The sequence below is a fragment of the Nocardioides humilatus genome (assembly GCF_008373755.1).
In the GTDB taxonomy this organism is placed as follows: Bacteria; Actinomycetota; Actinomycetes; order Propionibacteriales; family Nocardioidaceae; genus Nocardioides; species Nocardioides humilatus.
In genome coordinates this window covers 20,890-42,261 of the sequence record NZ_VUJV01000005.1, presented here as the reverse complement: position 1 = coordinate 42,261, position 21,372 = coordinate 20,890, and the positions used below count along the sequence as shown (strand labels likewise).

General features: G+C 70.4%; 27 protein-coding genes. 26 read left to right on the top strand and 1 reads right to left on the bottom strand.

Annotated features, from left to right (window positions below; all coding sequences use genetic code 11):
* Positions 1 to 191: 191 nt before the first annotated feature.
* The 5 genes from F0U44_RS15610 (at position 192) to F0U44_RS15590 (ending at position 4,487) form a co-directional block, all read left to right on the top strand.
* Positions 192 to 1,049, top strand: coding sequence for a sigma-70 family RNA polymerase sigma factor (locus tag F0U44_RS15610; protein ID WP_246160526.1), 858 nt, complete (start codon positions 192 to 194; stop codon positions 1,047 to 1,049).
* 146 nt (positions 1,050 to 1,195) lie between these two features.
* The gene (locus F0U44_RS23755; RefSeq protein WP_149729288.1) at positions 1,196 to 2,317 is read left to right on the top strand and encodes a flagellin N-terminal helical domain-containing protein; all 1,122 of its coding nucleotides are present in this window, start codon (positions 1,196 to 1,198) and stop codon (positions 2,315 to 2,317) included.
* A gap of 123 nt (positions 2,318 to 2,440) precedes the next feature.
* Complete coding sequence (gene fliD / locus F0U44_RS15600; protein WP_149729287.1) at positions 2,441 to 3,787, top strand: flagellar filament capping protein FliD; 1,347 nt, start codon at positions 2,441 to 2,443, stop codon at positions 3,785 to 3,787.
* A gap of 11 nt (positions 3,788 to 3,798) precedes the next feature.
* The gene (gene fliS / locus F0U44_RS15595; RefSeq protein ID WP_188113509.1) at positions 3,799 to 4,179 is read left to right on the top strand and encodes a flagellar export chaperone FliS; all 381 of its coding nucleotides are present in this window, start codon (positions 3,799 to 3,801) and stop codon (positions 4,177 to 4,179) included.
* 2 nt (positions 4,180 to 4,181) lie between these two features.
* Positions 4,182 to 4,487, top strand: a complete 306-nt coding sequence (locus tag F0U44_RS15590; protein ID WP_149729285.1) for a hypothetical protein — start codon at positions 4,182 to 4,184, stop codon at positions 4,485 to 4,487.
* On the opposite strand, the gene F0U44_RS15585 is transcribed toward F0U44_RS15590, so the two are convergent.
* Positions 4,477 to 5,580, bottom strand: coding sequence for a protein-glutamate methylesterase/protein-glutamine glutaminase (locus tag F0U44_RS15585; RefSeq protein WP_246160525.1), 1,104 nt, complete (start codon positions 5,578 to 5,580; stop codon positions 4,477 to 4,479). The two genes, F0U44_RS15590 and F0U44_RS15585, sit on opposite strands and share 11 nt — an antisense overlap.
* Positions 5,581 to 5,647: 67 nt before the next feature.
* Here F0U44_RS15585 and F0U44_RS15580 point away from each other — a divergent pair, with 67 nt between their 5' ends.
* The 21 genes from F0U44_RS15580 (at position 5,648) to F0U44_RS15480 (ending at position 21,262) form a co-directional block, all read left to right on the top strand.
* On the top strand, positions 5,648 to 6,517 hold the full coding sequence (locus F0U44_RS15580; RefSeq protein ID WP_149729284.1) for a CheR family methyltransferase: 870 nt from the start codon (positions 5,648 to 5,650) through the stop codon (positions 6,515 to 6,517).
* Between the two features lie 3 nt (positions 6,518 to 6,520).
* Complete coding sequence (locus F0U44_RS15575) at positions 6,521 to 6,904, top strand: response regulator (protein WP_149729283.1); 384 nt, start codon at positions 6,521 to 6,523, stop codon at positions 6,902 to 6,904.
* Positions 6,901 to 7,371: a chemotaxis protein CheX gene (locus tag F0U44_RS15570; RefSeq protein ID WP_149729282.1), complete on the top strand. Its 471-nt coding sequence runs from the start codon at positions 6,901 to 6,903 to the stop codon at positions 7,369 to 7,371. The genes F0U44_RS15575 and F0U44_RS15570 overlap by 4 nt, the downstream gene beginning before the upstream one ends.
* On the top strand, positions 7,368 to 7,727 hold the full coding sequence (locus F0U44_RS15565; RefSeq protein WP_149729281.1) for a response regulator: 360 nt from the start codon (positions 7,368 to 7,370) through the stop codon (positions 7,725 to 7,727). The genes F0U44_RS15570 and F0U44_RS15565 overlap by 4 nt, the downstream gene beginning before the upstream one ends.
* Before the next feature lie 12 nt (positions 7,728 to 7,739).
* Entirely contained in the window at positions 7,740 to 8,219 is a 480-nt protein-coding gene (locus F0U44_RS15560) for a hypothetical protein (RefSeq protein ID WP_149729280.1), read from the top strand.
* Positions 8,220 to 8,408: 189 nt separating this feature from the next.
* Positions 8,409 to 8,765, top strand: a complete 357-nt coding sequence (gene flgB, locus F0U44_RS15555; protein WP_246160523.1) for a flagellar basal body rod protein FlgB — start codon at positions 8,409 to 8,411, stop codon at positions 8,763 to 8,765.
* Positions 8,762 to 9,154, top strand: a complete 393-nt coding sequence (locus F0U44_RS15550; protein ID WP_149729279.1) for a flagellar basal body rod protein FlgC — start codon at positions 8,762 to 8,764, stop codon at positions 9,152 to 9,154. Before flgB ends, F0U44_RS15550 begins: the two co-directional genes overlap by 4 nt.
* The gene (fliE, locus tag F0U44_RS15545) at positions 9,154 to 9,504 is read left to right on the top strand and encodes a flagellar hook-basal body complex protein FliE (RefSeq protein ID WP_149729278.1); all 351 of its coding nucleotides are present in this window, start codon (positions 9,154 to 9,156) and stop codon (positions 9,502 to 9,504) included. Before F0U44_RS15550 ends, fliE begins: the two co-directional genes overlap by 1 nt.
* Before the next feature lie 14 nt (positions 9,505 to 9,518).
* Complete coding sequence (gene fliF, locus F0U44_RS15540) at positions 9,519 to 11,111, top strand: flagellar basal-body MS-ring/collar protein FliF (RefSeq protein ID WP_149729277.1); 1,593 nt, start codon at positions 9,519 to 9,521, stop codon at positions 11,109 to 11,111.
* Positions 11,108 to 12,136, top strand: a complete 1,029-nt coding sequence (gene fliG, locus F0U44_RS15535) for a flagellar motor switch protein FliG (protein WP_149729276.1) — start codon at positions 11,108 to 11,110, stop codon at positions 12,134 to 12,136. The genes fliF and fliG overlap by 4 nt, the downstream gene beginning before the upstream one ends.
* A complete protein-coding gene (locus F0U44_RS15530; RefSeq protein ID WP_149729275.1) occupies positions 12,117 to 12,842 on the top strand; it encodes a FliH/SctL family protein in 726 nt (241 codons plus the stop codon). Before fliG ends, F0U44_RS15530 begins: the two co-directional genes overlap by 20 nt.
* Positions 12,839 to 14,143 (top strand): FliI/YscN family ATPase, encoded by a 1,305-nt coding sequence (locus tag F0U44_RS15525; protein ID WP_149729274.1) that lies wholly within the window; start codon positions 12,839 to 12,841, stop codon positions 14,141 to 14,143. The genes F0U44_RS15530 and F0U44_RS15525 overlap by 4 nt, the downstream gene beginning before the upstream one ends.
* Positions 14,140 to 14,592, top strand: a complete 453-nt coding sequence (locus tag F0U44_RS15520) for a hypothetical protein (RefSeq protein ID WP_149729273.1) — start codon at positions 14,140 to 14,142, stop codon at positions 14,590 to 14,592. Before F0U44_RS15525 ends, F0U44_RS15520 begins: the two co-directional genes overlap by 4 nt.
* Positions 14,589 to 15,548: a transglycosylase SLT domain-containing protein gene (locus tag F0U44_RS15515; RefSeq protein ID WP_149729272.1), complete on the top strand. Its 960-nt coding sequence runs from the start codon at positions 14,589 to 14,591 to the stop codon at positions 15,546 to 15,548. Before F0U44_RS15520 ends, F0U44_RS15515 begins: the two co-directional genes overlap by 4 nt.
* A complete protein-coding gene (locus F0U44_RS15510; RefSeq protein WP_149729271.1) occupies positions 15,545 to 17,290 on the top strand; it encodes a flagellar hook-length control protein FliK in 1,746 nt (581 codons plus the stop codon). Before F0U44_RS15515 ends, F0U44_RS15510 begins: the two co-directional genes overlap by 4 nt.
* Before the next feature lie 10 nt (positions 17,291 to 17,300).
* A complete protein-coding gene (locus F0U44_RS15505) occupies positions 17,301 to 17,774 on the top strand; it encodes a flagellar hook capping FlgD N-terminal domain-containing protein (RefSeq protein WP_149729270.1) in 474 nt (157 codons plus the stop codon).
* A gap of 46 nt (positions 17,775 to 17,820) precedes the next feature.
* The gene (locus F0U44_RS15500; protein ID WP_149729269.1) at positions 17,821 to 18,675 is read left to right on the top strand and encodes a flagellar hook-basal body complex protein; all 855 of its coding nucleotides are present in this window, start codon (positions 17,821 to 17,823) and stop codon (positions 18,673 to 18,675) included.
* Positions 18,676 to 18,814: 139 nt separating this feature from the next.
* Positions 18,815 to 19,123, top strand: coding sequence for a flagellar FlbD family protein (locus F0U44_RS15495; protein ID WP_149729268.1), 309 nt, complete (start codon positions 18,815 to 18,817; stop codon positions 19,121 to 19,123).
* On the top strand, positions 19,120 to 19,896 hold the full coding sequence (locus F0U44_RS15490) for a motility protein A (protein WP_149729267.1): 777 nt from the start codon (positions 19,120 to 19,122) through the stop codon (positions 19,894 to 19,896). Before F0U44_RS15495 ends, F0U44_RS15490 begins: the two co-directional genes overlap by 4 nt.
* A complete protein-coding gene (locus F0U44_RS15485; protein WP_149729266.1) occupies positions 19,896 to 20,804 on the top strand; it encodes an OmpA/MotB family protein in 909 nt (302 codons plus the stop codon). The genes F0U44_RS15490 and F0U44_RS15485 overlap by 1 nt, the downstream gene beginning before the upstream one ends.
* Complete coding sequence (locus tag F0U44_RS15480) at positions 20,801 to 21,262, top strand: flagellar basal body-associated FliL family protein (RefSeq protein ID WP_149729265.1); 462 nt, start codon at positions 20,801 to 20,803, stop codon at positions 21,260 to 21,262. The genes F0U44_RS15485 and F0U44_RS15480 overlap by 4 nt, the downstream gene beginning before the upstream one ends.
* Positions 21,263 to 21,372 lie beyond the last annotated feature (110 nt).

Here is a 21,372-nt window from a genome sequence, read left to right as displayed (position 1 = left end):
CTGAGCCGAAATCCGGGACTCGTCGGGTCCGCCTCCTACGAACGGTCAGGGGTGGTGGGCTATTCAGACCGGGACCGGGTCCCAGGCCCTCCGGGCCCCGGGGCCCGATGCGGTCCCGAATACCCCGGACGCGGGACCCGGTTCGACTCGTTCCCCTCATCGCGACGTCGTCGCGCCCACACGCTTCCGGAGTGATCCCAACTCCTGATGACTCGGAGGGCACCGACTCGGAACGGCGCATCCTCAGCCACATGCCGCTGGTCGGGCACATCGTCCGCGAGACGATGAGCAGGGTCCCGTCGCACGTCAGCCGCGACGACCTCGTCTCGGCCGGACTGACCGCACTCGTCCAGGCCTCTCAGGCTTTCGACGCGTCGCGCGGGGTCCCGTTCGACCGCTACGCGTCGACGCGGATCCGCGGCGCCGTCCTCGACGGGCTGCGCTCGATCGACTGGGCGTCGCGCTCGGTCCGGCGCCGGGCCCGCGACCTCGACGAGTCGAGGAACCGGCTGGCGACCGTGCTCGGCCGGATGCCCACCCTCGCGGAGGTCGCCCAGGCGGCCGGGCTGACGGAGCAGGAGGCCAAGGCCAACGAGGACGACATCTCCCGAGCCCAGGTGCTGTCGTTGCAGGCGAGCACCAACACCTCGCTCGACGAGCTGCTGCCGGCGCGGGCGCCGTCGCCCGAGGCGCTGATCGAGCAGCAGGAGCAGCTGACCTACCTCACCGAGGCGATCGCCGAGCTCCCCGACCGCCTGCGCACGGTCGTCGAGGACTACTTCTTCGCCGAGCGCCCGATGGCCGACATCGCTGCCGATCTGGGCGTCACCGACTCGCGGATCTCGCAGATGCGGGCCGAAGCGCTCCGACTGCTGCGCGACGCGCTCAACCACGCCCTGGAGCCCTCTCTCGTCACCGAAGTGGGCAAGCAGGGCGGGTGCGCCAACCGCCGACGTGAGGCCTACTTCGCTGCCGTCGCCGCCCGCCACGCCCAGGGTCTTCGGCGCGGTCCCGGCTCGGTCGAGACCCGCGTGGACGCGGCCGGCTGACGCCTCGCGTCCGCAGCTCTGCTCCCCAAATTCTTCGTGGCTTTCCCTCAGGTGGAGGGGCCTTGCCACCGATGGACACCGCGGGAGGCCCAAGGACGGGCACCTATCACCAGTAGCAGACCTTAAGTTCCAGGAGGGAAGTCATCATGGGTCTTCGAATCAATCAGAACATCGACGCTCTGAACAGCTACCGCAACTTGTCGGTCACGCAGAGCGAGATGAGCAAGTCGATGGAGAAGCTCTCCAGCGGCTACCGCATCAACCGTGCTGCCGACGACGCAGCCGGCCTCGCGATCTCCGAGGGCCTGCGTTCGCAGGTCGGCGGTCTCAAGGTCGCGGTCCGCAACGCCCAGGACGGCATCTCGGTCGTGCAGACCGCTGAAGGTGCGCTGACCGAGGTGCAGTCCATCCTCCAGCGCATGCGTGACCTCGGTGTCCAGGCGTCGAACGACAGCAACAACGCGTCGGCCCGCGCCAACATCGCCCAGGAAGCGACGCAGCTGACCTCGGAGCTGACCCGGATCGGCAACGCGACCAACTTCAACGGCCAGAAGCTGCTCGACGGCACCGCCGGCACCCTGAACTTCCAGGTCGGCGCCGACGGTAACTCCGACAGCAACATCGCCGTCAACCTGGCCTCGGTCAACATGGTTGCGATCGCTGCCAACCTCGGTAACGCGGGCGTCGAGTTCAACGTGCTCACCCCGACCGCCGTGACCGGTGCGGTCACGTTCTCGACCACCGGCCCGGTGACCAGCGCCACCGTCACCCTCGGTGCGGCCGGCACCTACGAGACCGTGAACGACGTTGCTGACGCGCTCAACAACGACACCGGCTTCGCGGCCAACTTCGCGGCCTCGGTCGACCAGGACAACCAGCTGGTCGTCACCTCGAAGGTGGGCGGCACGGTCGCGGTCACCGCGCCCGGTACCGGCATCGCTGCCGGCTCCGCCATCGCGGGTGGTCTGAGCTTCGCGACGCACGCGTCGTCCCAGGCCGCGGTCAACCTGATCGACACCCAGATCAGCGCCGTCTCGAGCGCTCGAGCCACCCTGGGTGCCTACCAGAACCGGTTCGAGCACACGATCGCCAACGTCAACGTCGCGATCGAGAACCTGTCGGCATCCGAGTCGCGCATCCGTGACACGGACATGGCGAAGGAGATGATGTCCTTCACCCGCTCGCAGATCCTGTCCCAGGCAGGTACGGCGATGCTCGCCCAGGCCAACTCCGCCCCGCAGAGCGTTCTTCAGCTCCTGCGCGGCTGAGCAAGCCTGATCAGCACCCGCTGATCGACCGCATCCACCACCCAGATGCGGGCAACACGAGGGGCCGGTGGACGACACCGTTCCACCGGCCCTTCGTGATCGAGCCCGGGAGGGAGACACATCGTGGCTACTGCCAGCATCGGCGGTCTCGCCAGCGGCCTCGACACCGCGACGATCATCAACCAGCTGCTCCAGCTGGAGTCGCAGCCGCAGACCCAGCTCAAGAGCAAGGTCACGTCTGAGCAGGCCAAGCTCGGCGCCCTCCAGAGCCTCAACAGCCGGCTCGCCGGTCTCGCCTCGGCGGCAAAGGACCTCGCCCACCCCTCGAGCACGACGAGCTCGGTGTGGGAGAGCCTGAAGGCCACCTCCACCAACTCCGCGGTGACCGCCACCGCGACGACCGCGGCCACCCCGTCGTCCTACACCGTGACGATCGGGCACACCGCCCTCAGCCACCGCGTCTCCTTCACCGACGCTCACGCGACCACCGACCTGGTGACCGGCGGCTCCACGACCATCGAGCTCGACCGCCAAGACGGCGGCTCGGTCGTCTCCCTCTCGGTGGGCACGGGCACCCTCCAGGAGGTTGCCGACGCGATCAACAAGCCGACCAACAACACCGGGCTCCGTGCGACCCTCGTCCAGGTCGGCACCGGTTCCTACCGACTCATGGTCGAGTCCACCGCGACCGGCGAGCTCCAGGACTTCTCCCTCGCCCTCCCGGGCGGCGCCCCCCTCCTCGGCGGCGCGGCCTCCGTCCAGACCGGCAGGGATGCGCAGATCGAGGTCGGCGGGATCACCGTCGGATCGACGACCAACACGTTCACCAACGTGACCCCCGGCGTGACCCTCACCCTCGGCGCCAACGCCACCGGCACCGCCGATGTCGTGGTCGCCCGCGACGCGTCGGCACGGTCGGCCGCGGTCAAGAAGGTCGTCGACCAGATGAACGGCATCCTCTCGACGATCGCCGGCCAGACGGCGCACGACGCCGATGCGACCAAGGCAGGCGTGCTCAGCGGCAACTCGCTGCTCCCCCGTGTCGCCTCCGAGATGCTCGGGACGATCTACCCGGAGGACGACACGTCCCTGGCGCCGTACGGCATCGAGGTCGACCGCACGGGGCACCTGACGTTCGACGAGTCGAAGTTCGCGGCGGCCTACGCCGCCGATCCGGACGCCGTGACCGCCGCCATCACCGGCGACGACGGATTCGCCGCACGGGTGCAGAAGGTCACCGAGCTCGTCAGCGACAAGTACACCGGTTCGCTGACCTCGATGATCACGAGCAGCACCGCTGGCATCGCGCGGCTCAACGACAACATCTCCGACTGGGACGCGCGACTCGCCCAGCGGCGCAGCACCCTCGAGCGTCAGTACTCGGCGCTCGAGGTGACCCTCGGACAGCTCCAGAGCCAGGCCTCCTGGCTGTCCAGCCAGCTCTCGAGCCTCTCCTCGAACAACGGATGATGGAGGCAGTCATGTCCTTCGACAGTGCCCGCGCCGCCTACGTCGGCAACTCCGTGTCGACGGCGAGCCCCGCGCGCCTCCTCGTCATGCTCGTCGAGCGGCTCGCCCTCGACGTCGAGCGCGCGCTCCAGGCGCAGCTGGACCGCGACTGGGCAGAGGCCCACACCCAGCTCTTGCACGCCCAGGAGATCGTCGTCGAGCTGGCCACGAGCCTGCAGGCCGACCGCATCTCCGGTGGCAACGAGCTGGCGATGCTCTACGAGTTCCTCCGCAACCGGCTGGTCGCGGCCAACGTCAACCGGGACGAGCAGACGACCGCTCAGGCGCTGCTCCTCGCCCGAGGCGTCCGGGACATGTGGCAGCAGGCTGCCACCGTCGCCGCGGCGGTCTAGCGATGAGCGACCTCGGGTCCTGGGAGGACGTCCTCGACCGTCTCGAGAGCGACGTGACGTGCCTCGAGGCGATGCGCGCCGGCGCTCCCCGTCCCGAGCCCTGCGACTGGGAGCCGCCGAGCAACCTGGGCCCGATGCCCGCTGACCTGGTGCTCCGCGCCCGCGACCTGCAGATGCGACAGCACGCGGTGATCGGCCAGCTCAACGCAACACTGATCGAGAACCGTCAGCAGGCACGAGTGACCCAGAACTTCCGCTCCGCGACGGGCGCGCCCGAGCGGCCCGCCTACGTCGACTTCACGGCCTGATCGCGGCCTGCGCCGCCGGTACCCTCAGCCCGGTCATGATGTGCCGGGCCAGGTCGTCGAGCGGCAGGGTCCCGTGGGCCAGGCCGGCCCCAGCGACCGCACCGGGCATCCCCCAGACCACCGAGCTGGCCTCGTCCTGGACGAGCACGCGTGCACCGGCCGCGGCGAGCAGACGACAGCCCTCCAGTCCGTCCTGGCCCATACCGGTCAGGATCGTGACGAGCGCACGACCGCCGTAGGCGTCGACGGCGCTGCGCAGCAGCACGTCCACGGCCGGACGGCAGAAGTTCTCCTGAGGCCCCTGGTCGAGGCGGGCCACCACCCCGGTGGCGCTACGCACCACGCGCAAGTGGTGGTCTCCGGGCGCGATCAGGATCTCCCCCGCGCGGACCGGGTCGCCGTCGGCCGCCTCGCGGACGGTCAGCGCACATTCGCGGTCCAGCCGCTGGGCGAGCATCGTCGTGAAGACGGGCGGCATGTGCTGGACGACCAGCACGGGGACGTGCAGGTCCTTCGGAAGAGCGGGGAGCAACCGGGCCAGTGCGTCGGGGCCGCCCGTGGACGACCCGATCAGGAGCACCTCGGGCGGAGCAGCTGCGACGCGTGGACGCGGAGGCGGCGCCGCTACAGGCGCCGGTCGGACGAGGGGCACACCCGAGGCGAGCCGGCGACGACCGGCGAGAGCACGGACGCGCGGGACCAGCTGCTCGCGGACGGCCGCGATACCGTCGGCGACCCCGCCCACGGAGTTCGAGGGCTTGGTGACGTAGTCGGAGGCGCCGCGGGACAACGCCTCGAGCGTCGCCGTGGCGCCGCGTTCGGTCAGCGTCGAGAACATGATGATGGGGAGCCGCGGGTGGTCCTTGCGGATCTCCACGACGGCGCCGAGTCCGTCCATCCGTGGCATCTCGATGTCGAGGACGACGACGTCCGGCTCGAGCGCCGCGACCTGCTCCACGGCCTCGATGCCGTCTCGTGCGACGCCGGCGACGAGGATGTCACCCGCCTCGCTCAGCGCCGAGGAGACCAAGCGGCGCACCACAGCACTGTCGTCGACGACCAGGACGCGGATCACGTAACGGAGCATCGGCATTCGGCACCTGCTTCTGAGCCGTTGCAGGTTTGCTCAGAATCGTCGGGAGTGTCCCGATGAGAGGGACATGGTTTCCGCATCCGAGGCGTTCGCGGCGGTCTCCGCCCTGACGCGGCGGGAGACCGGCATGATCTACGACGAGGGCAAGGAGTATCTCGTCGAAGCGAGACTGCAGCCCCTCGCCACCAAGGCCGGTTGCTCCTTCGCCGACTACGTCACCAAGATTCTCGCTGACCCGATCGAGCGCGCCAAGGCGATGGATGCGCTGACGATCAACGAGACGAGCTGGTTCCGCGACAACGCGCCGTACCAGGCGTTCACCGACGTCATGCTCCCCGACCTGCTGCAGGCGCGGGCCGCGACCCGTCGCCTGCGCATCTGGAGTGCCGCGAGCTCGAGCGGCCAGGAGGCCTACTCGATCGCGATGCTCCTCGACCAGCACCTGCCGCCCGGGTGGACGAGCGAGATCGTCGCGTCCGACTACTCACCGACGATGCTCGATCGCGTGCGCGCCGGGCGCTACAGCCAGGTCGAGATGAACCGCGGCCTGCCGGCCACGCTGCTGGTCAAGTACTTCAGCCGCGTCGGCAGCGAGTGGGAGGTCGCTCCGCACCTGCGCGACATGGTCACGTTGCGCAGCCAGAACCTGACCGCGCCCTTCACCGGCCTCGGCACCTTCGACCTGATCCTCCTGCGCAACGTCCTCATCTACTTCGAGAAGGACGTGCGGCACGACATCCTCCGGCGGATGCTGCCGATGCTCAACCCCGGTGGGTACTTCCTCATCGGCTCGTCGGAGACCACCCTCGACTCCCCGCCCGCGCTCGCCGCCGCCTGGCAGCGTGAGCAGATCGGTCGGGTCCAGGTGCACCGGGTGGCCCCGGCGCTCGCGGACCGACCGACCGCCCCCATCGCCGCGTCACTGACAGGAGCCTGAACCATGCGCGCGCTGATCATCGACGACTCCCGGGCCATGCGGAGCATCTTGCGCCGCATCGTCAACGGCCTCGGATTCGAGTCCGCCGAGGCAGGAGACGGCCAACAGGCCCTCGACGTGCTCGAGAGCGGCTTCAACCCCGACATCTGCCTCATCGACTGGAACATGCCCGTGATGGACGGCTACACGTTCATCACCAAGGTCCGGGACAACCCGGAGTGGCGGTCGATGACGCTGATGATGGTGACGACCGAGAGCGAGCAGAAGCAGATCGTGCGCGCGCTCGCGGCCGGCGCCCACGAATACGTCATCAAGCCGTTCACCCCCGACGCGATCGCCGACAAGCTCGAGCTCCTCGGCCTGCGTGCCACCGAGGTGCCAGCATGACCGCCCTCGCCCCGGAGCTGACCGACCTCCAAGCCGTCGTGGAGGAGGTCTGGTCGACGTTCGTGGGCTATGAGCACCCGCTGTGCCCGCGGCAGGTGCCGCCCGGCACGCCCCTCGACGCGAGCGTGTGGTCCGGCGCTGTCTCGGTGACCGGTGAATGGCAGGGCGCTGTCACGGTCGAGCTCGCCGACGACGTCGCGCAGGCGATCAGCCGCGTGATGCTCGACCTCGGCGACGCCGAGACTCTCGCGGACGACGACGTCGCCGACGCGGTCGGCGAGCTGGTCAACATGATCGGCGGCAACGTGAAGAGCCTCATGCCCGGTCCGAGCTCGTTGTCGCTGCCGGCCGTCGCTGCGGGGCGGGCGGTCTTCCCGTCCGATGCCCACGAGGTCGCGCGCCTCGACCTGACGTGGACCGGAGAGCCGGTCCGGATCACCGTCCACTGCCCGGGGAGCCCACGATGAAGATCCTGATCGCCGACGACAGCCGCGTGATGCGCCAGATCGTCATCCGCACCCTGCGCCAGGCCGGTCACGGGGGCCACGACGTCGTCGAGGCCGAGAACGGCCGGATGGCACTGGAGATGGTGGCCTCCGAGGCCCCCGACCTGGTGCTCTCGGACTGGAACATGCCCGAGATGTCCGGCATCGACTGCCTGTCGGCGCTACGGGCGTCGGGCTCCCAGGTGCCGTTCGGTTTCGTCACGTCCGAGGGTTCCGACGACATGCGCCAACGGGCCGCCGCCGCCGGAGCGGCGTTCCTCATTGCCAAGCCGTTCACCCCGGAGGCCTTCGACGAGGCACTCCGCGCCGTCCTCTGAGGTCGTCCCGCGATGAACATCCACCTGCCCCAGACCAAGCAGCTGCGTGACCTGCTGTCCGACCTGCTGGGCCGCGAGGTCACCTTGACCCCCTCGCCGCCCTTCGCGCCCGGGCCGGACACACCAGCATCCGTCGCTGTCTACGTCGACGACAGCCTCCAGATCCGTGCCGTGATCGCGTGCGACCTCGCCTTCTCGGCCCACGCCGGCGCGGCCATCGCGCTCATCCCGGTCGGCGCCGCCGAGGACGCGATCGCCGACGGCAAGCTGACGGACGCGCTGTCGGAGAACCTCTACGAGGTGCTCAACATCGCGGCGTCCATGTTCAACGTCGAGGGCGCCGACCATCTCAAGCTCTACCAGCTGCACGCTGCTGGTCCGCCGCTCGACCCGATGGTCCGGATCCAGACCCTCACCCTGGGCAGGCGTGAGGACGTCCGGGTGGACCTCGCGGGCTACGGGTCCGGGTCCCTCAGCGTCGTCTTGATCTAGACGACTCCTCCGTTCGGTCAGGCCGGCAGGGACCATCGTCCCGATTTCACGACCGGGACCCCGGCATCGCTCAGCTCCCCGATCGCAGGGCCGATGAGCCCACCGAGCAAGGATCGCTCACCCCAGCCGACGGATTGGCTCCCCTTCCACGTGACCTCGGGCGTGGCAGCTGCACGGAGGTAATTCGTCGTGATCCTGTCCGGACCCGATCCGGTCGGCTTGGCGTTGCACGCAGCCATGAACGGGCTGTCGACCCGCCAGAACGTCATCGCCGACAACATCGCGAACGTCGACACCCCGCACTTCCGCGCGTCGAGCGTCGACTTCGAGAGCTCGCTCCGCGCCGCCATCGAACGTGGTGACGCCTCCGCCGCCCCGTCGATCGGCGTCGAGCCCACCGCCACTCCGGTCGGGGCCAACGACAACAACGTCGACCTCCGCAAGGAGTCGATCGCGGCGATCCAGACCCAGTACCAGTACCAGGTCGTCGCTCGCGCGATCAGTGACCGGGCCGGCCTCGTCAGCACCGCGGCAGGCACCCGATGAGCGCCTTCGACGCCCTCAGCATCGCCAACTCGGCGCTCGGGGCGCACCAGACCTGGTTGGACGCGCTCGCCGGCAACATCGCCAACGCCAACACGATCACCTCGACCGACGACGAGGCGTTCCAGGCCACCTACGTCATCTTCCAGTCCCAGGCGGGCGGCGGCGTCGACGTCGCCGGCTTCGCCGGCTCCGACCCCGAGGGCGTCCTGGTCCAGGACCCGGCGAACCCGCTGGCGGACGAGGACGGGTTCGTGCGAGCACCTGCGATGGACATGTCGAGCGAGATGAGTCAGCTGATCATGGCCCAGCGCGGTTTCCAGGCATCGGTCCAGGTCACCAAGACGGCGCAGGACACCTACGCGGCCGCTCTCCAGATCGGCGGCCGGTGATGACCACGATGCCCATCGGAGCCATCAACCCGGCTGCCTTCACCGCCGCGACCTTCCCCGTCGCCGGACCGACCGGCCCCACGGGCGTCGACCCCTCCGCCGCGGGATCCGCAGCGTCCGCCGCATCGGGCCACGAGTTCGGCTCGCTCCTCCTCGACGGTCTCGACCGTCTCGAGGGTCTGACCGACCGCGCCGACAGCCTCGCCGTCCAGGCCGCGACCGGCGACCTCGACAACATCCACGACTACACGATCGCAGCGAGTGAGGCCCAGGTCGCGACCCAGCTGACCGTCGCGGTCCGCAACAAGGCCCTCGAGGCGTTCTCCGAGATCATGCACATGCAGGTCTGAGGCGACGATCAACGATGCGCACCACCATGAACCGCAGCCTCGACCGAGCCCGGCAGATGTTCCTCGCGATGTCCATCGGCCAGCGGATGGCCGTGATCGTCGGAACGGCAGCCCTCCTCGTTGGAGGGTTCCTCGTCGTCCGCTGGGTCTCGACCCCCAGCTACGCGCCGCTCTACACGGACCTGTCCGGAGCTGACGCGAGCGCCGTCGTCGACGAGCTCGAGGCCGAGGGTGTCCCCTACAAGATCACCGACGGCGGATCGACCGTCATGGTCCCGCGGTCCGACGTCTACTCCACGCGGATCGCGCTCTCCGGCCAGGGACTCCCCGCGGGCGGCGACTCGGGCTACAGCATCCTCGACAACTCCGACCTGACGACCTCGGAGTTCAAGGAGCAGACCAACTTCAAGCGCGCGATGGAGGGCGAGCTCGCCTCGACGATCGAGGCGATCGACGGCGTCGACAACGCTGTGGTCCACCTCTCGATCCCGGAGAAGCAGGTGTTCAGCGACGATGCGGCCGACCCGACCGCCTCGGTGCTGGTCGACACCGAGCAGGGCAGCACGCTCGCCCCGGAGCAGGTGCAGGCCGTGGTCCACCTGGTCGCCTCGAGCATCGAGGGTCTCGACCCCAAGGCCGTGACCGTCGCGGACTCCACCGGGACGGTCCTGACCAGCCCGGACACCGAGGACGGCGTCGGCGGGGCCAGCACCCAGGCCGCCCTCGTCCGCGAGTACGAGGAGGGCCTGCGGGCCGAGATCCAAAGCGTGCTCGACCGTGTGGTTGGACCCGGCAACTCGACCCTGAGCGTCACCGCGACCCTGAACTTCGACACCGCTGTGACCGACACCCGGACCTACCAGAAGCCCGAGAAGAACACTCCCCCGATCTCGGAGTCGACCAGCACCGAGACCTACAACGGCTCGGGCAACCCCAACAACACCAACGGCGGCGTCGTCGGGCCGGACGGCCAGATGGACCCGACGGGCAACGGCTCGGGCGAGGACGCGTCCTACGAGAACTCCCAGGTGACCCGGGACAACCCGGTCGGCGAGGTCGTCGAGCACCGTGAGTCAGCGCCGGGCAGCGTGCAGAACATCAACATCGGCGTCGCCTTGGACGCCACCAAGGCGGCCTCCGTCCAGGAGGGCGTCGTCCGCGACCTCATCGCGGCCGCGATCGGCATCAACGCCAAGCGCGGCGACAAGATCGCCGTCAGCAAGATCCCGTTCGACCGCAGCGGTGAGGAGGCTGCGGCCGCGGAGCTCGCGGCTGCCGACGCTGCTGACGCTCGCACCGAGCGCAACAACATCTTGATGGCCGTCGCGCTCAGCCTGGGCATCGCCCTGCTGATCCTGATGGCCTGGTTCCAGGCGCACCGGCGGGCCAAGCGCCGCGAGAAGGCGACGACCTACGTCGTCGAGCAGCTCCGCGCCGACGCGGCCGCTCGGGCCGTCGCGGTCGAGCCGGCCCCGGCGATGGCCGTCCTCGAAGCCTCGACCGACAACGAGGCCTCGGCGCTCCAGGACGAGCTGCAGGCTCTGGTGGAGAAGCAGCCTGAGGACGTCGCCGCCCTCCTGCGCGGCTGGCTGGTGGACCCGCGATGAGCGGGCGAGGCACCGGGCTGGCCGTCGACGCCATCGGCGTCCGCAAGGCGGCGATCCTCCTCATCCAGCTCGGCAAGGACCGGGCGGCCGAGGTGCTGGGCCACCTGCGCGACGCCGACGTCGAGGCGATCTCCGCAGAGATCGCACGCCTCGACACCGTGACCGCCGCCGAGACCGAGGCGGTCCTCGCGGAGTTCCTCGACCTCGCGACCGCTCACGCGCACGTGACTCAGGGGGGCTTCGGGTTCGCCCAGCAACTCCTCGAGCAGTCGCTCGGGCCCGAGCGCGCCAGCGAGATCATGGAGCGGCTCCACGCAGCCGCCGTACAGATGCCGTTCCAGTTCCTGCACCGCGCCGACCCGGCCCAGCTGCGCAGCTTCATCGCCGACGAGCACCCCCAAGTGATCGCCCTGATCCTCGCTCACATGTCCGCGGAGAAGGCGTCGATGCTCCTCGGCGGGCTGCCGGCCCGGCAGCAGGCGGTGGTCGCGCACCGCATCGCCGTCATGGACCGGACGAGCCCGGACATCACCCGCCTGGTCGAGGGTATCCTCGAGCGCAAGCTCTCCTCCATGCTGCAGCCCTCCGAGGTGTCGCGCGTCGGCGGTGTCGACCCGCTCGTCAACATCATCAACCGGTCCGACCGGCCGACCGAACGCCAGATCGTCGAGGGCCTGGAAGGACTCGACGCAGCGCTGGCCGACGAGGTCAAGAGCCGGATGTTCATGTTCGAGGACATCGTCAACCTCGACGACCGCTCGGTCCAGACCGTGCTCCGCCAGGTCGACACCGCGGAGCTCGCTCTTGCACTCAAGGGTGTCAGCGACCAGGTCCGCCGCAAGATCACCGGCAACCTCTCCGAGCGCGCAGCCGAGAACCTCCTCGAAGAGGTCGACCTGCTCGGCCCGGTCCGCCTCGCGCAGGCCGAAGAGGCACAGCAGTCCATCATCCGCACGATCCGCCAGCTCGAGGAGCAGGGCGTGATCATGATCAACCGGGGCAACGATGACGAGTACGTCCTCTGACCGGCGGGAGCGTGCCGTCGTGCTGACCGCCGACCAGGTCGGGGTCCTCGGCGAGCTCGCCACTCCGGAGCTGCGCACGGGTCACTGGACCCGGCTCGGCGAGGCGTCGCTGCTCGGCGATCGGGTCACCGAGGGCGTCCTCGGCGACGTCGCCGAGCGGGTCCGCTCGGCGGCCACCGCCGAGGGCTACTCGGTCGGGTGGGCCCAGGGCCGCCGCGACGCCGCCGCCATCGCCGCGGACGAGCGGCGTCAGCAAGCGGTCGCGCATGCCGCCGAGGAGACGCGGCGCGAGGGTGAGCACGTCGCCGCGGTGGAAGCGCTCAGCCGCGCGGCCGATGACCTGCGCGCCCAGCTCGCGCTGCTCGCGGACCGCGTCGAGCGACAGGCGACCGACGTCGCCTGGAGGATCACCGAGGCCCTGGTCGGCCGGGAGGTCGCCGTCGCGACCGGCCCCGACGTCGTACGACGGGTGCTCGCCGTGCTCCCCACGCACCCACTCGTCCGGGTCCGGCTCCACCCCGAGCTGGCCGCCGACCCCGCCGTGCGCGAGCTGACCGACCACGGCGTCGAGATCGTCGGTGACCCGCACCTCGGCAGGGCCGACGCGCTCGTCGAGGCCGACGGCTCGGTCGTCGACCTCCGGATCGACCAGGCCATGGGCCGCGTGCACGCGGCTCTCTTCGCTCCCACCGAGGTGCAGGCATGACCATCACCGACCTCACCCTCGAGCGTGCCCTCGACGCGGCACGGGCCCTCACCCTCGGCACCGTCTGCGAGCTCGTCGGCCTCCACATGGTCGTGCGCGGCGTGCCCGCCGCCGTCGGTGACCTGGTCCTCGTGGACACCGCGGGCGGTCCGCTGCTCGCCGAGGTGGCCGCGCTCCGCCACGACGGCATGGTCTGCCTCCCGCTCGGAGGTACGACGGGCGCCCGGGTCGGCGACCTGGTGCGGTCCACCGGCGGCCCGCTGCAGGTCCGGGTCGGCGACGCGCTGCTCGGCCGCGTGCTCGACGGCCTCGGCCACCCCGTCGACGGGGGCGAGACGATCGACCACCTCTCCTCGGTTCCCGTAGACATCCCCGCACCGCCGGCGCTGTCCCGTCCACGGATCGTCCAGCAGCTCGGGCTCGGCGTGCGTGCTCTCGACACGCTGGTGCCGTGCGGGCGTGGCCAACGCATCGGCATCATGGCCGGCTCCGGTGTCGGCAAGTCGTCGCTGCTGTCGATGATCGCCCACGGGACCGACGCCGACGTCAACGTCATCGCTCTTGTCGGCGAGCGCGGCCGCGAGGTCCGCGAGTTCATCGAGCGCGACCTCGGCGACGAGGGCCTGCGCCGGTCCGTCATCGTCGTCGCCACCTCCGACGCGGCTCCCGTCGAGCGCCTGCGGGCAGCCTTCGTCGCGACGCGCATCGCCGAGTGGTTCCGCGACACCGGTCGACACGTGCTGCTGATGATGGACTCGCTCACCCGGGTCGCCATGGCCCAGCGCGAGATCGGCCTCTCCGCGGGCGAGCCACCGGCCACCCGCGGTTACCCGCCCAGCGTCTTCGGTCTCCTGCCACGGCTGCTCGAGCGCGCCGGGACCTCCGAGCACGGGTCGATCACCGGCCTCTACACCGTCCTCGTGGAGGGCGACGACCTCCAGGACCCGATCGGAGACACGGCCAGGTCGATCCTCGACGGCCACGTGGTGCTGTCCCGCGACCTGGCCACGGCGGGTCACTATCCGGCGATCGACGTGCTCGAGTCCGTCTCGCGGGTGACCTCAGCGGTCACGACGCCTGCGCAGCAGGCCGACGCGATCCAGCTGCGCCGGATGCTCGCCGCGCACCGTTCGGTCCGGGAGCTGGTCGAGATCGGCGCCTACGTGTCCGGTGCCGACGCCGACGCCGACGCTGCGATCGCCCGGCTGCCCCGCATCCAGACCTTCTTGCGCCAGCCGATGGACGACGTCACGGCGACCGACGAAGGCTGGCGCCTCCTCCACGAGCTGGTGCTCCCGTGAGCGCGCGCGAGGACGCGGGACTCAACGCGGTGCAGCGGGTCCGCAGTGTGCGAGAGCAGGACGACCGGATCGGTCTGCGGCTCGCCATCGTCGAGGCAGGCGAGAAGCGGCGCAGGGTCGACGACCTCAACGAGATGCTGGCCACCGTCCCGGTGACGTCGTGGGCGACGCCGGAAGAGCTGCTCGCCCAGCGCCTCGCCGCCCAGCGGATCGGCGAAGCATCGCTGGAGGCAGCGCGCCAGGCTGCGACCGCGGACGTCGTCAACGAGGAGGCGCGACTGCGCTGGGAGGCCGCCCGCACGCGGCTGGCCGCCGTGGAGCGGCTCCTCGAGCTGCGAGACGGGCGGCGTCGGACGGCCGCCGAACGGCTGCTCGCCAAGGAGGCCGACGACATCGCGGCCCAACGATGGCTCCGCGACCGCACCTCGGACAGCGAGGCGAAGCGATGAGCATCGACCTCGTGACCGCTCGGATCAGCCAGATCCAGCTCCAGCTCGCGCAGTTCGCGACCACGAGCAGCACCCAGCGGACGGGCAGCACGACCGCGGCGACCTTCGCCGACGGTCTCGAGCAGGCCGCCGGCACCAGCGACCGGGTCAGCGGCGCCGACGTCGTGGCCGAGGCACGGAAGTACCTCGGGGTCCCCTACGTCTGGGGCGGGACGTCGCCGCAGGGTGTCGACTGCTCCGGCCTCGTCCAGCTCGTCTACAAGCACTTCGGCTACGACCTCCCCCGGCTGTCCGCCGACCAGGCCCGGGCCGGCACGCCGGTGGCGTCGCTCGCCGAGGCGCAGCCCGGTGACCTGATCGCGTGGGACAACTCCAGCCGCAACAACGGCGCCGACCACATCGCGATCTACCTGGGCGACGGCAAGATGATCGAGGCACCGCGGACCGGCCTCGACGTCCGCATCACCGAGGTCCCCTCGAACCCGGACTACATCCGCCGCATCCTCGACGAACCCGCCCTCAACGTCGACCCGTCGCAGGCGCCGCGCAACTCGACGTCGATGGCCGCGGTACCCGCAGGGACGCCGTACGCCGGCCTCATCAATGCCGCCGCAGCGCGGACGGGCGTGCCGGCCGACCTCATCGCGGCGGTCGCGAAGCAGGAGTCGGGGTTCGACCCCCAGGCCGTCAGCAGCGCCGGGGCCCAGGGCCTCATGCAGCTCATGCCGGGCACCGCCGACGGTCTCGGCGTCGACAACCCGTTCGACCCCGCCCAGGCGATCGACGGCGGTGCGCGGCTCCTCGCTTCGCTGCTCGACCGCTTCGGGCGCACCGACCTCGCCCTCGCTGCCTACAACGCCGGTCCGGGAGCGGTCCTGCGCTACGACGGCATCCCGCCCTACCCGGAGACGCAGAACTACGTCCGGAACGTCCTCGCGATCATGGAGCAGATGTGAGCCTCACGCCCCTCCTCCCCGGTCTCCCGGTGCCGCCCAGCGGCGACGGGGCGGGCCTCGGCCCCTTCGCCCCTCCGGCGGACGGCGGCTTCATGATGGCGCTCGCGGCCGAGCTCACCTCGTGCCTGGCCGACGAGTCGGAGCAGAAGGACACGCTTCCGTGGGTCCCCTCCTCCCCGGCTGCGCCCCTGGCGCCGGCACACCCGCTTCCCCCCGTGACCATGCCCGCCGCGACCATGCCCGCCGTACCGGTCACGTCGGTCCTGCCCGTCGACCCCGCTCCTGCCCCGATCGACCCCGAAGCGCCGACACTCTCCGCGCCCCCGGTGATCACCGGTCTCCCGCCCGTGCTCGAGCTCGACCCGATGACGCCGCCCGAGGAGACGATCCTCGACGGGGTCGAGCCCGCCGATGTCCCGCCCGTGGTCGGCTCCGACCCGCTCGCCGTGCCTGTTGTGGTCCCGACGCCGATCGCCGTCCCTGTCGTGGCCCCGATCGCAACCCCCGTCATCGCTCCCCCCGTCGCGTCGGCCCCGCCGGCGACCGCTCCGACGGCTCGCCCGATGGACGTCACTCCCCCTGAGATCTCGATCAACGATCAGCAACCAGCAGCAACTCGTGTCCCCGGTGCCGCTGCGCTGGTCGTCCCCGTCGGCACTGCCGACCCCGTCGTGCCGGGCGCGGTCAGCGCCGCGCCCGGCACGACGACAGCCATCCCCGCCCGGAGCGCGAGCGGCGAGCCGGCGGTGGCGCCGGCTCCCGGGCCCGTCCCTGAGCCGGTACCCCCCGTGGCAGCCTTCGGCCAGGCGGCCGCGCGGGTGGGCGTTGTGCCGCCCGTCGCCCCGCCCCTCGTGGCATCAGCACCCGCCGCACCGCCTGTCGCACCGCCTGTCGCTCCGCAGATCGCTCCGCCCGTGGCCACCCCCGCCCGACCGTCGCTCGCTGCCCGGGCCGGGGCACCGGTGGCAGGACCGGTCAAGGCGCCGACCGCCGACATCCTCGCTTCGCCGACGACGGCGCCCGACGGACGACCCGTCGCACGGGTCGAAGCACCCGTGGCGCCGACGGTGCCCGTCCCGCGGATCCAGGTGGCCCGTCAGGAGCACGGACCCGTGGTCGGCGTCCCGAGGCCCTTCGAGCCGCAGGAGCAGGTCGAGCCTGCTCAGGCTCCGCCCGCGGCCCTCGCCTCCGCAGCGCCAGCGGCGGTGCTGACGCGGCCCATGGACCGGCCGGTCGCCGCGGCGAGCCCGGTGCAGCAGGTCTTCCCGGAGGTCGTGCGGCTCGCCAAGACCGGCGAGGGGACGCACCGGATCACGATGACGTTGCGCCCCGAGCACCTCGGCGAGGTCCGGGTCACCTTGGTCGTGCGTGACGGCTCCGTGCGGGTCAACCTCAGCTCCGAGCACGCGACCGACGCCCTCGCCCACGGCGCGCACGAGCTGCGTCGCCTGCTGGAACACACCGGGATGGGTGATGCCCGCATCGTCGTCCGTGACGCCACCGCGACCGGCGCGGACGCTCCGGCGGTGGACACCGGTGCCGCCCGCGAGACGTTCGACCCGCGCGATGCGGACGGAGCGCGTGGGTCCGGCCGCGGTCCCGGCGAACGGGAGGAGAACCCCCACCGGGGCGCTTCTCGTGACGCCCGACCCGACGTCCCCGTCGACGCCCAGCCCGCAGCCCGACCCGACGGATCGACAGGTCCGCAACAAGCAACCGGTCGCCTCGACCGCCTGATGTGAGGAGGACACGATGTCGATGACACCTGTGGAAGGAAGCGGTGGGTCACCGTGGTCCCAGACGCCGCCGACGAGCTCGCTCGGAGCCTTCGGCGACAAGGACCTCTTCCTGCAGCTGATGGTCACCCAGATGCAGAACCAGGACCCGCTCAACCCGACCGACTCCGCCGAGATGCTGGCGCAGACGGCCCAGTTCACCACCCTCGAGAAGATCCAGCAGGTCGCCGACCAGACCTCGATCCTGGTGTCGACCCAGCTCGCCTTCGGCGCGAGCTCCCTCATAGGCCAGTCCGTCACCTACACCGACGAGGACGGCAACGAGGTGACCGGCACGGTCCGCGGCACGACGTTCATGCCGACCGGCCCGGTCCTCGACATCGACGGCGAGCAGGTCTCGCTCTACGCCGTCCTCAGCGTCGGCGTCACCGACTCCGGTGACGACTCCGGAGACGACTCCGGGGACGACTCGGGAAATAACGCTGCCTGACCCGACCGCACCCGCGGCCGATCAACCACCACGAGAGGAAACACCCATGTTGCGCTCACTCTTCGCCGGCATCAGCGGCCTTCGCAATCACCAGACGATGCTCGACGTCACCGGCAACAACATCGCCAACGCCAACACGGTCGGCTTCAAGTCGAGCAACACCGTGTTCTCCGACACCCTCAGCCAGATGCTCACGGCGGCCTCCGGGGCCAACGCCGAGCGCGGTGGCACCAACTCGGTCCAGATCGGCCTCGGCGTCCAACTGGCCGCCGTCGCCACCAACTTCGGTCAGGGCGCCGCCCAGACGACCGGTCGCGGCACCGACCTGATGATCTCGGGCGACGGCTTCTTCGTCCTCCGCGACGGCGCCCAGAGCGTCTACACCCGGGCCGGGTCGTTCACGTTCGACGAGGCCGGCGACCTGGTCGCGCCCAACGGCCTCCGGGTCCAGGGCTACGCCCTGGACGCCAACGGCGACCCGACGGGCGGCCTGATCGACATCTCCCTCGACACCGCGAACCTGAACCCGCCGCTCCCGCCGGGCGTGGAGCTGACGTCGTTCTCGATCGGTGCCGACGGCAAGATCCGCGGTGTCTTCTCCGACGACGTCCAGCGCGACATCTGCCAGATCGCCGTGGCCGACTTCGACAACCCGATGGGCCTCGACAAGGTGGGCGACACCATGTTCCGCGAGTCCGCCAACTCGGGCGCCGCTCAGCTCGGTGTCCCCGGTGAGGGCCAGCGAGGCGAGCTGATGGCCGGAGCGCTCGAGATGTCCAACGTCGACCTGTCGGCCGAGTTCACCAACCTGATCCTCGCCCAGCGTGGCTTCCAGGCCAACGCACGCGTGATCACGACGTCGGACCAGGTCCTCGACGAGCTCGTCAACATCAAGCGCTGACCGATCGACGCGGGATCGCGCGGGCCCCTCAGGCTCGCGCCGACCGTGCCGATAGGGAAACCGGATGGGCCAAGGACGGCCCGTCGTCAGTCTCGCTGCCGACTCGCGTCGGCAGGATCACGCACACGGAGGTGCGGAGATGATCACGCTGACCCGCCTTTCGGGGACCGTGTTCCTGCTCAACGTCGACCTGATCGAGCGGATGGATGCCACACCCGACACGGTGATCACGCTCGTCGACGGCAAGAAGTACGTCGTCTGCGAGTCGCTGGACACGATCCGGCGGGAGGTGGTGCTCTACCGCGCCGAGATCCTCGCGACCGTTGCGAGCTACGACACCCGACACCCCGTCCCCGAGCCGCGGCACGGTGGCCACCTCTCGGCTGTCCCGTCGAAACCGACGGACAGTGGCACGGCTGACCCTGCACTCGGAGGGGAGCGGTCATGAAGGACCCGGCAGCAGTCATCGGAGTCGGGCTGGGTCTGGTGGTGATCGTCCTGGCCAACGTGCTCGAGGGCGGCAACCCCATGAGCCTGGTCCTGATGCCCCCGATGCTGCTCGTCTTCGGCACCACGATCCTGGTCACGATCGCCGGCTGCACGATGAACGACACCAAGCAGGCCTTCCGTGCCCTGATCAAGGCGTTCAAGGGCGGCGACGCCGCGCCCGGTGGGGAGCTGGTGCCCCACGTCGTCCGGCTGGCCGACAAGGCTCGCCGAGAAGGGCTCCTGGCGCTGGAGGACGGGCTGGCCGACGTACCGGAGCCGTTCCTCGTCAAGGGCGTGACGATGGCGATCGACGGCACCGACCCCGAGGAGGTCCGCGACATCCTCGAGGCCGAGATCGATGCCAAGCGCCGTACGGACAACCAGTCGGCGAAGTTCTTCAAGGATGCCGGCGCCTACGCGCCGACCATCGGCATCGTCGGCACCGTCATGGGCCTCGTGCACGTGCTCGAGAGCCTGGCCGACCCCGAGTCCCTCGGACCCCTGATCGCCTCCGCCTTCGTGGCCACGCTGTGGGGCGTCATGTCCGCCAACGTCTTGTGGTTCCCCATGGGCAACCGCATCAAGCGACTCAGCGAGATCGAGTGCGCCCGGATGGAGGTCGCCTTGGAGGGCGTCGTCGCCATCCAGTCCGGCGCCAACCCGCGCACCATCGCCGAGAAGCTGCGCTCCCTGCTCTCCGAGACCGACAACCGCGAGGCGGAGGCGGCCTGATGTCAGCCCCGCCGCGCCGCCGGCGTCGCGGCCACGAGGAGGAGCACGAGGAAGGCTCCGAGCGTTGGCTGGTCACCTACGCCGACATGGTCACCCTGTTGATGGTGCTGTTCATCATCTTGTTCTCGATGTCGACGGTGAACGAGGAGAAGTACCAGGAGCTCAAGACCGGACTGGCCGAGGGCTTCGGCCGATCGACGTCGATCCTCAACGGCGAGAACCCGACCCTGGACTACCGCGGCCCAGCGTCCCCCTCCGACCCCAGCTACAGCGCGATCATGACCCAGATGAGCGCCTCGGAGCGCAAGGCCGTCGAGGAGATGGTCCACGACCACGACCGCCGTCGCGAGCAGCAGGCCGAGGCCGAGGCGCGCAGCGAGGTCGACCGCCTCTTCAAGGTGTGGCGCGAGATCGACGAGGCGTTGCGCGCCGAAGGCCTCCAAGACGACGTCCGGGCGACGATCGACGAGCGGGGCCTCGTCGTCAGCCTGGTGTCGCGGCACGTCGTCTTCCAACCCAACATCGCCGACCTCACCGTCCGTGGCCAGCGCGTGGTCGACACCATCGCACCGGTGCTCCGCCGCCTGCCGGAGCCGATCCAGGTCGACGGCCACACCAACCAGGTCCCGGTGAAGCCGAAGTACTACCCGACCGACTGGGACCTCTCCGTCGCCCGCGCGGTCGACGTGCTCCGCCGACTGCAGGAGGTCGACGGGCTCCAGGAGAACCGCCTGCGCGCCACGGGCTTCGGGCACACCAAGCCGTTGGTCGACCCCCACAAGCGCGGCTCCCAGCGCGTCAACAAGCGCGTCGACCTGGTGGTGCTCAGCCAGGCATCCGCGGCGACCCGGGCCAGGTTCGCCGACGTCTACGAAGAGATGAGGACCGAGGAGGGGACATCATCATGACCGCCACGACCGCACCGCCTGCCGAGAAGACGGCCGCGCCCGCGCCCGCGAAGAAGAGCAAGAAGAAGCTGCTCATCATCGCCGTCGTGCTCCTGCTCGGGCTGGGCGGCGCCGGCTACTTCTTCGTCCTCAAGCCGGGGAGCGGAGGGGACGCCGCGCCGAAGCCCGGGCCGGTCGCCCCGCTCGACCACGTCCAGATCAACCTGGCCCAGGGTCACTACCTCCGTCTCGGGCTGTCCCTGCAGCTGACGGACGCGGTGAGCGGTGAGCACGGCGGGGAGTTCGACGGGAGCAAGGCGCTCGACGCGGCGATTGAGATCTTCAGCGGTCGTGACGTCGCCGAGCTCGCGAAGGACGGCCAGCGCGCCAAGCTGAAGAAGGAGCTGGTGAAGGTGCTGGAGGAGCGTTACGAGGGAGAGGTCATGGACGTCTATTTCACGGAGTTCGTCACGGAGTGAGGTGAGCCAGCGGGCGGCCGCGACGCGGCGCGCCGACGAACGACACTGACGGGTGGCCCGATCGGGCCATCCGGGGTCCGGTCGACCGGACCGCCCAGAAACGCTCAGGT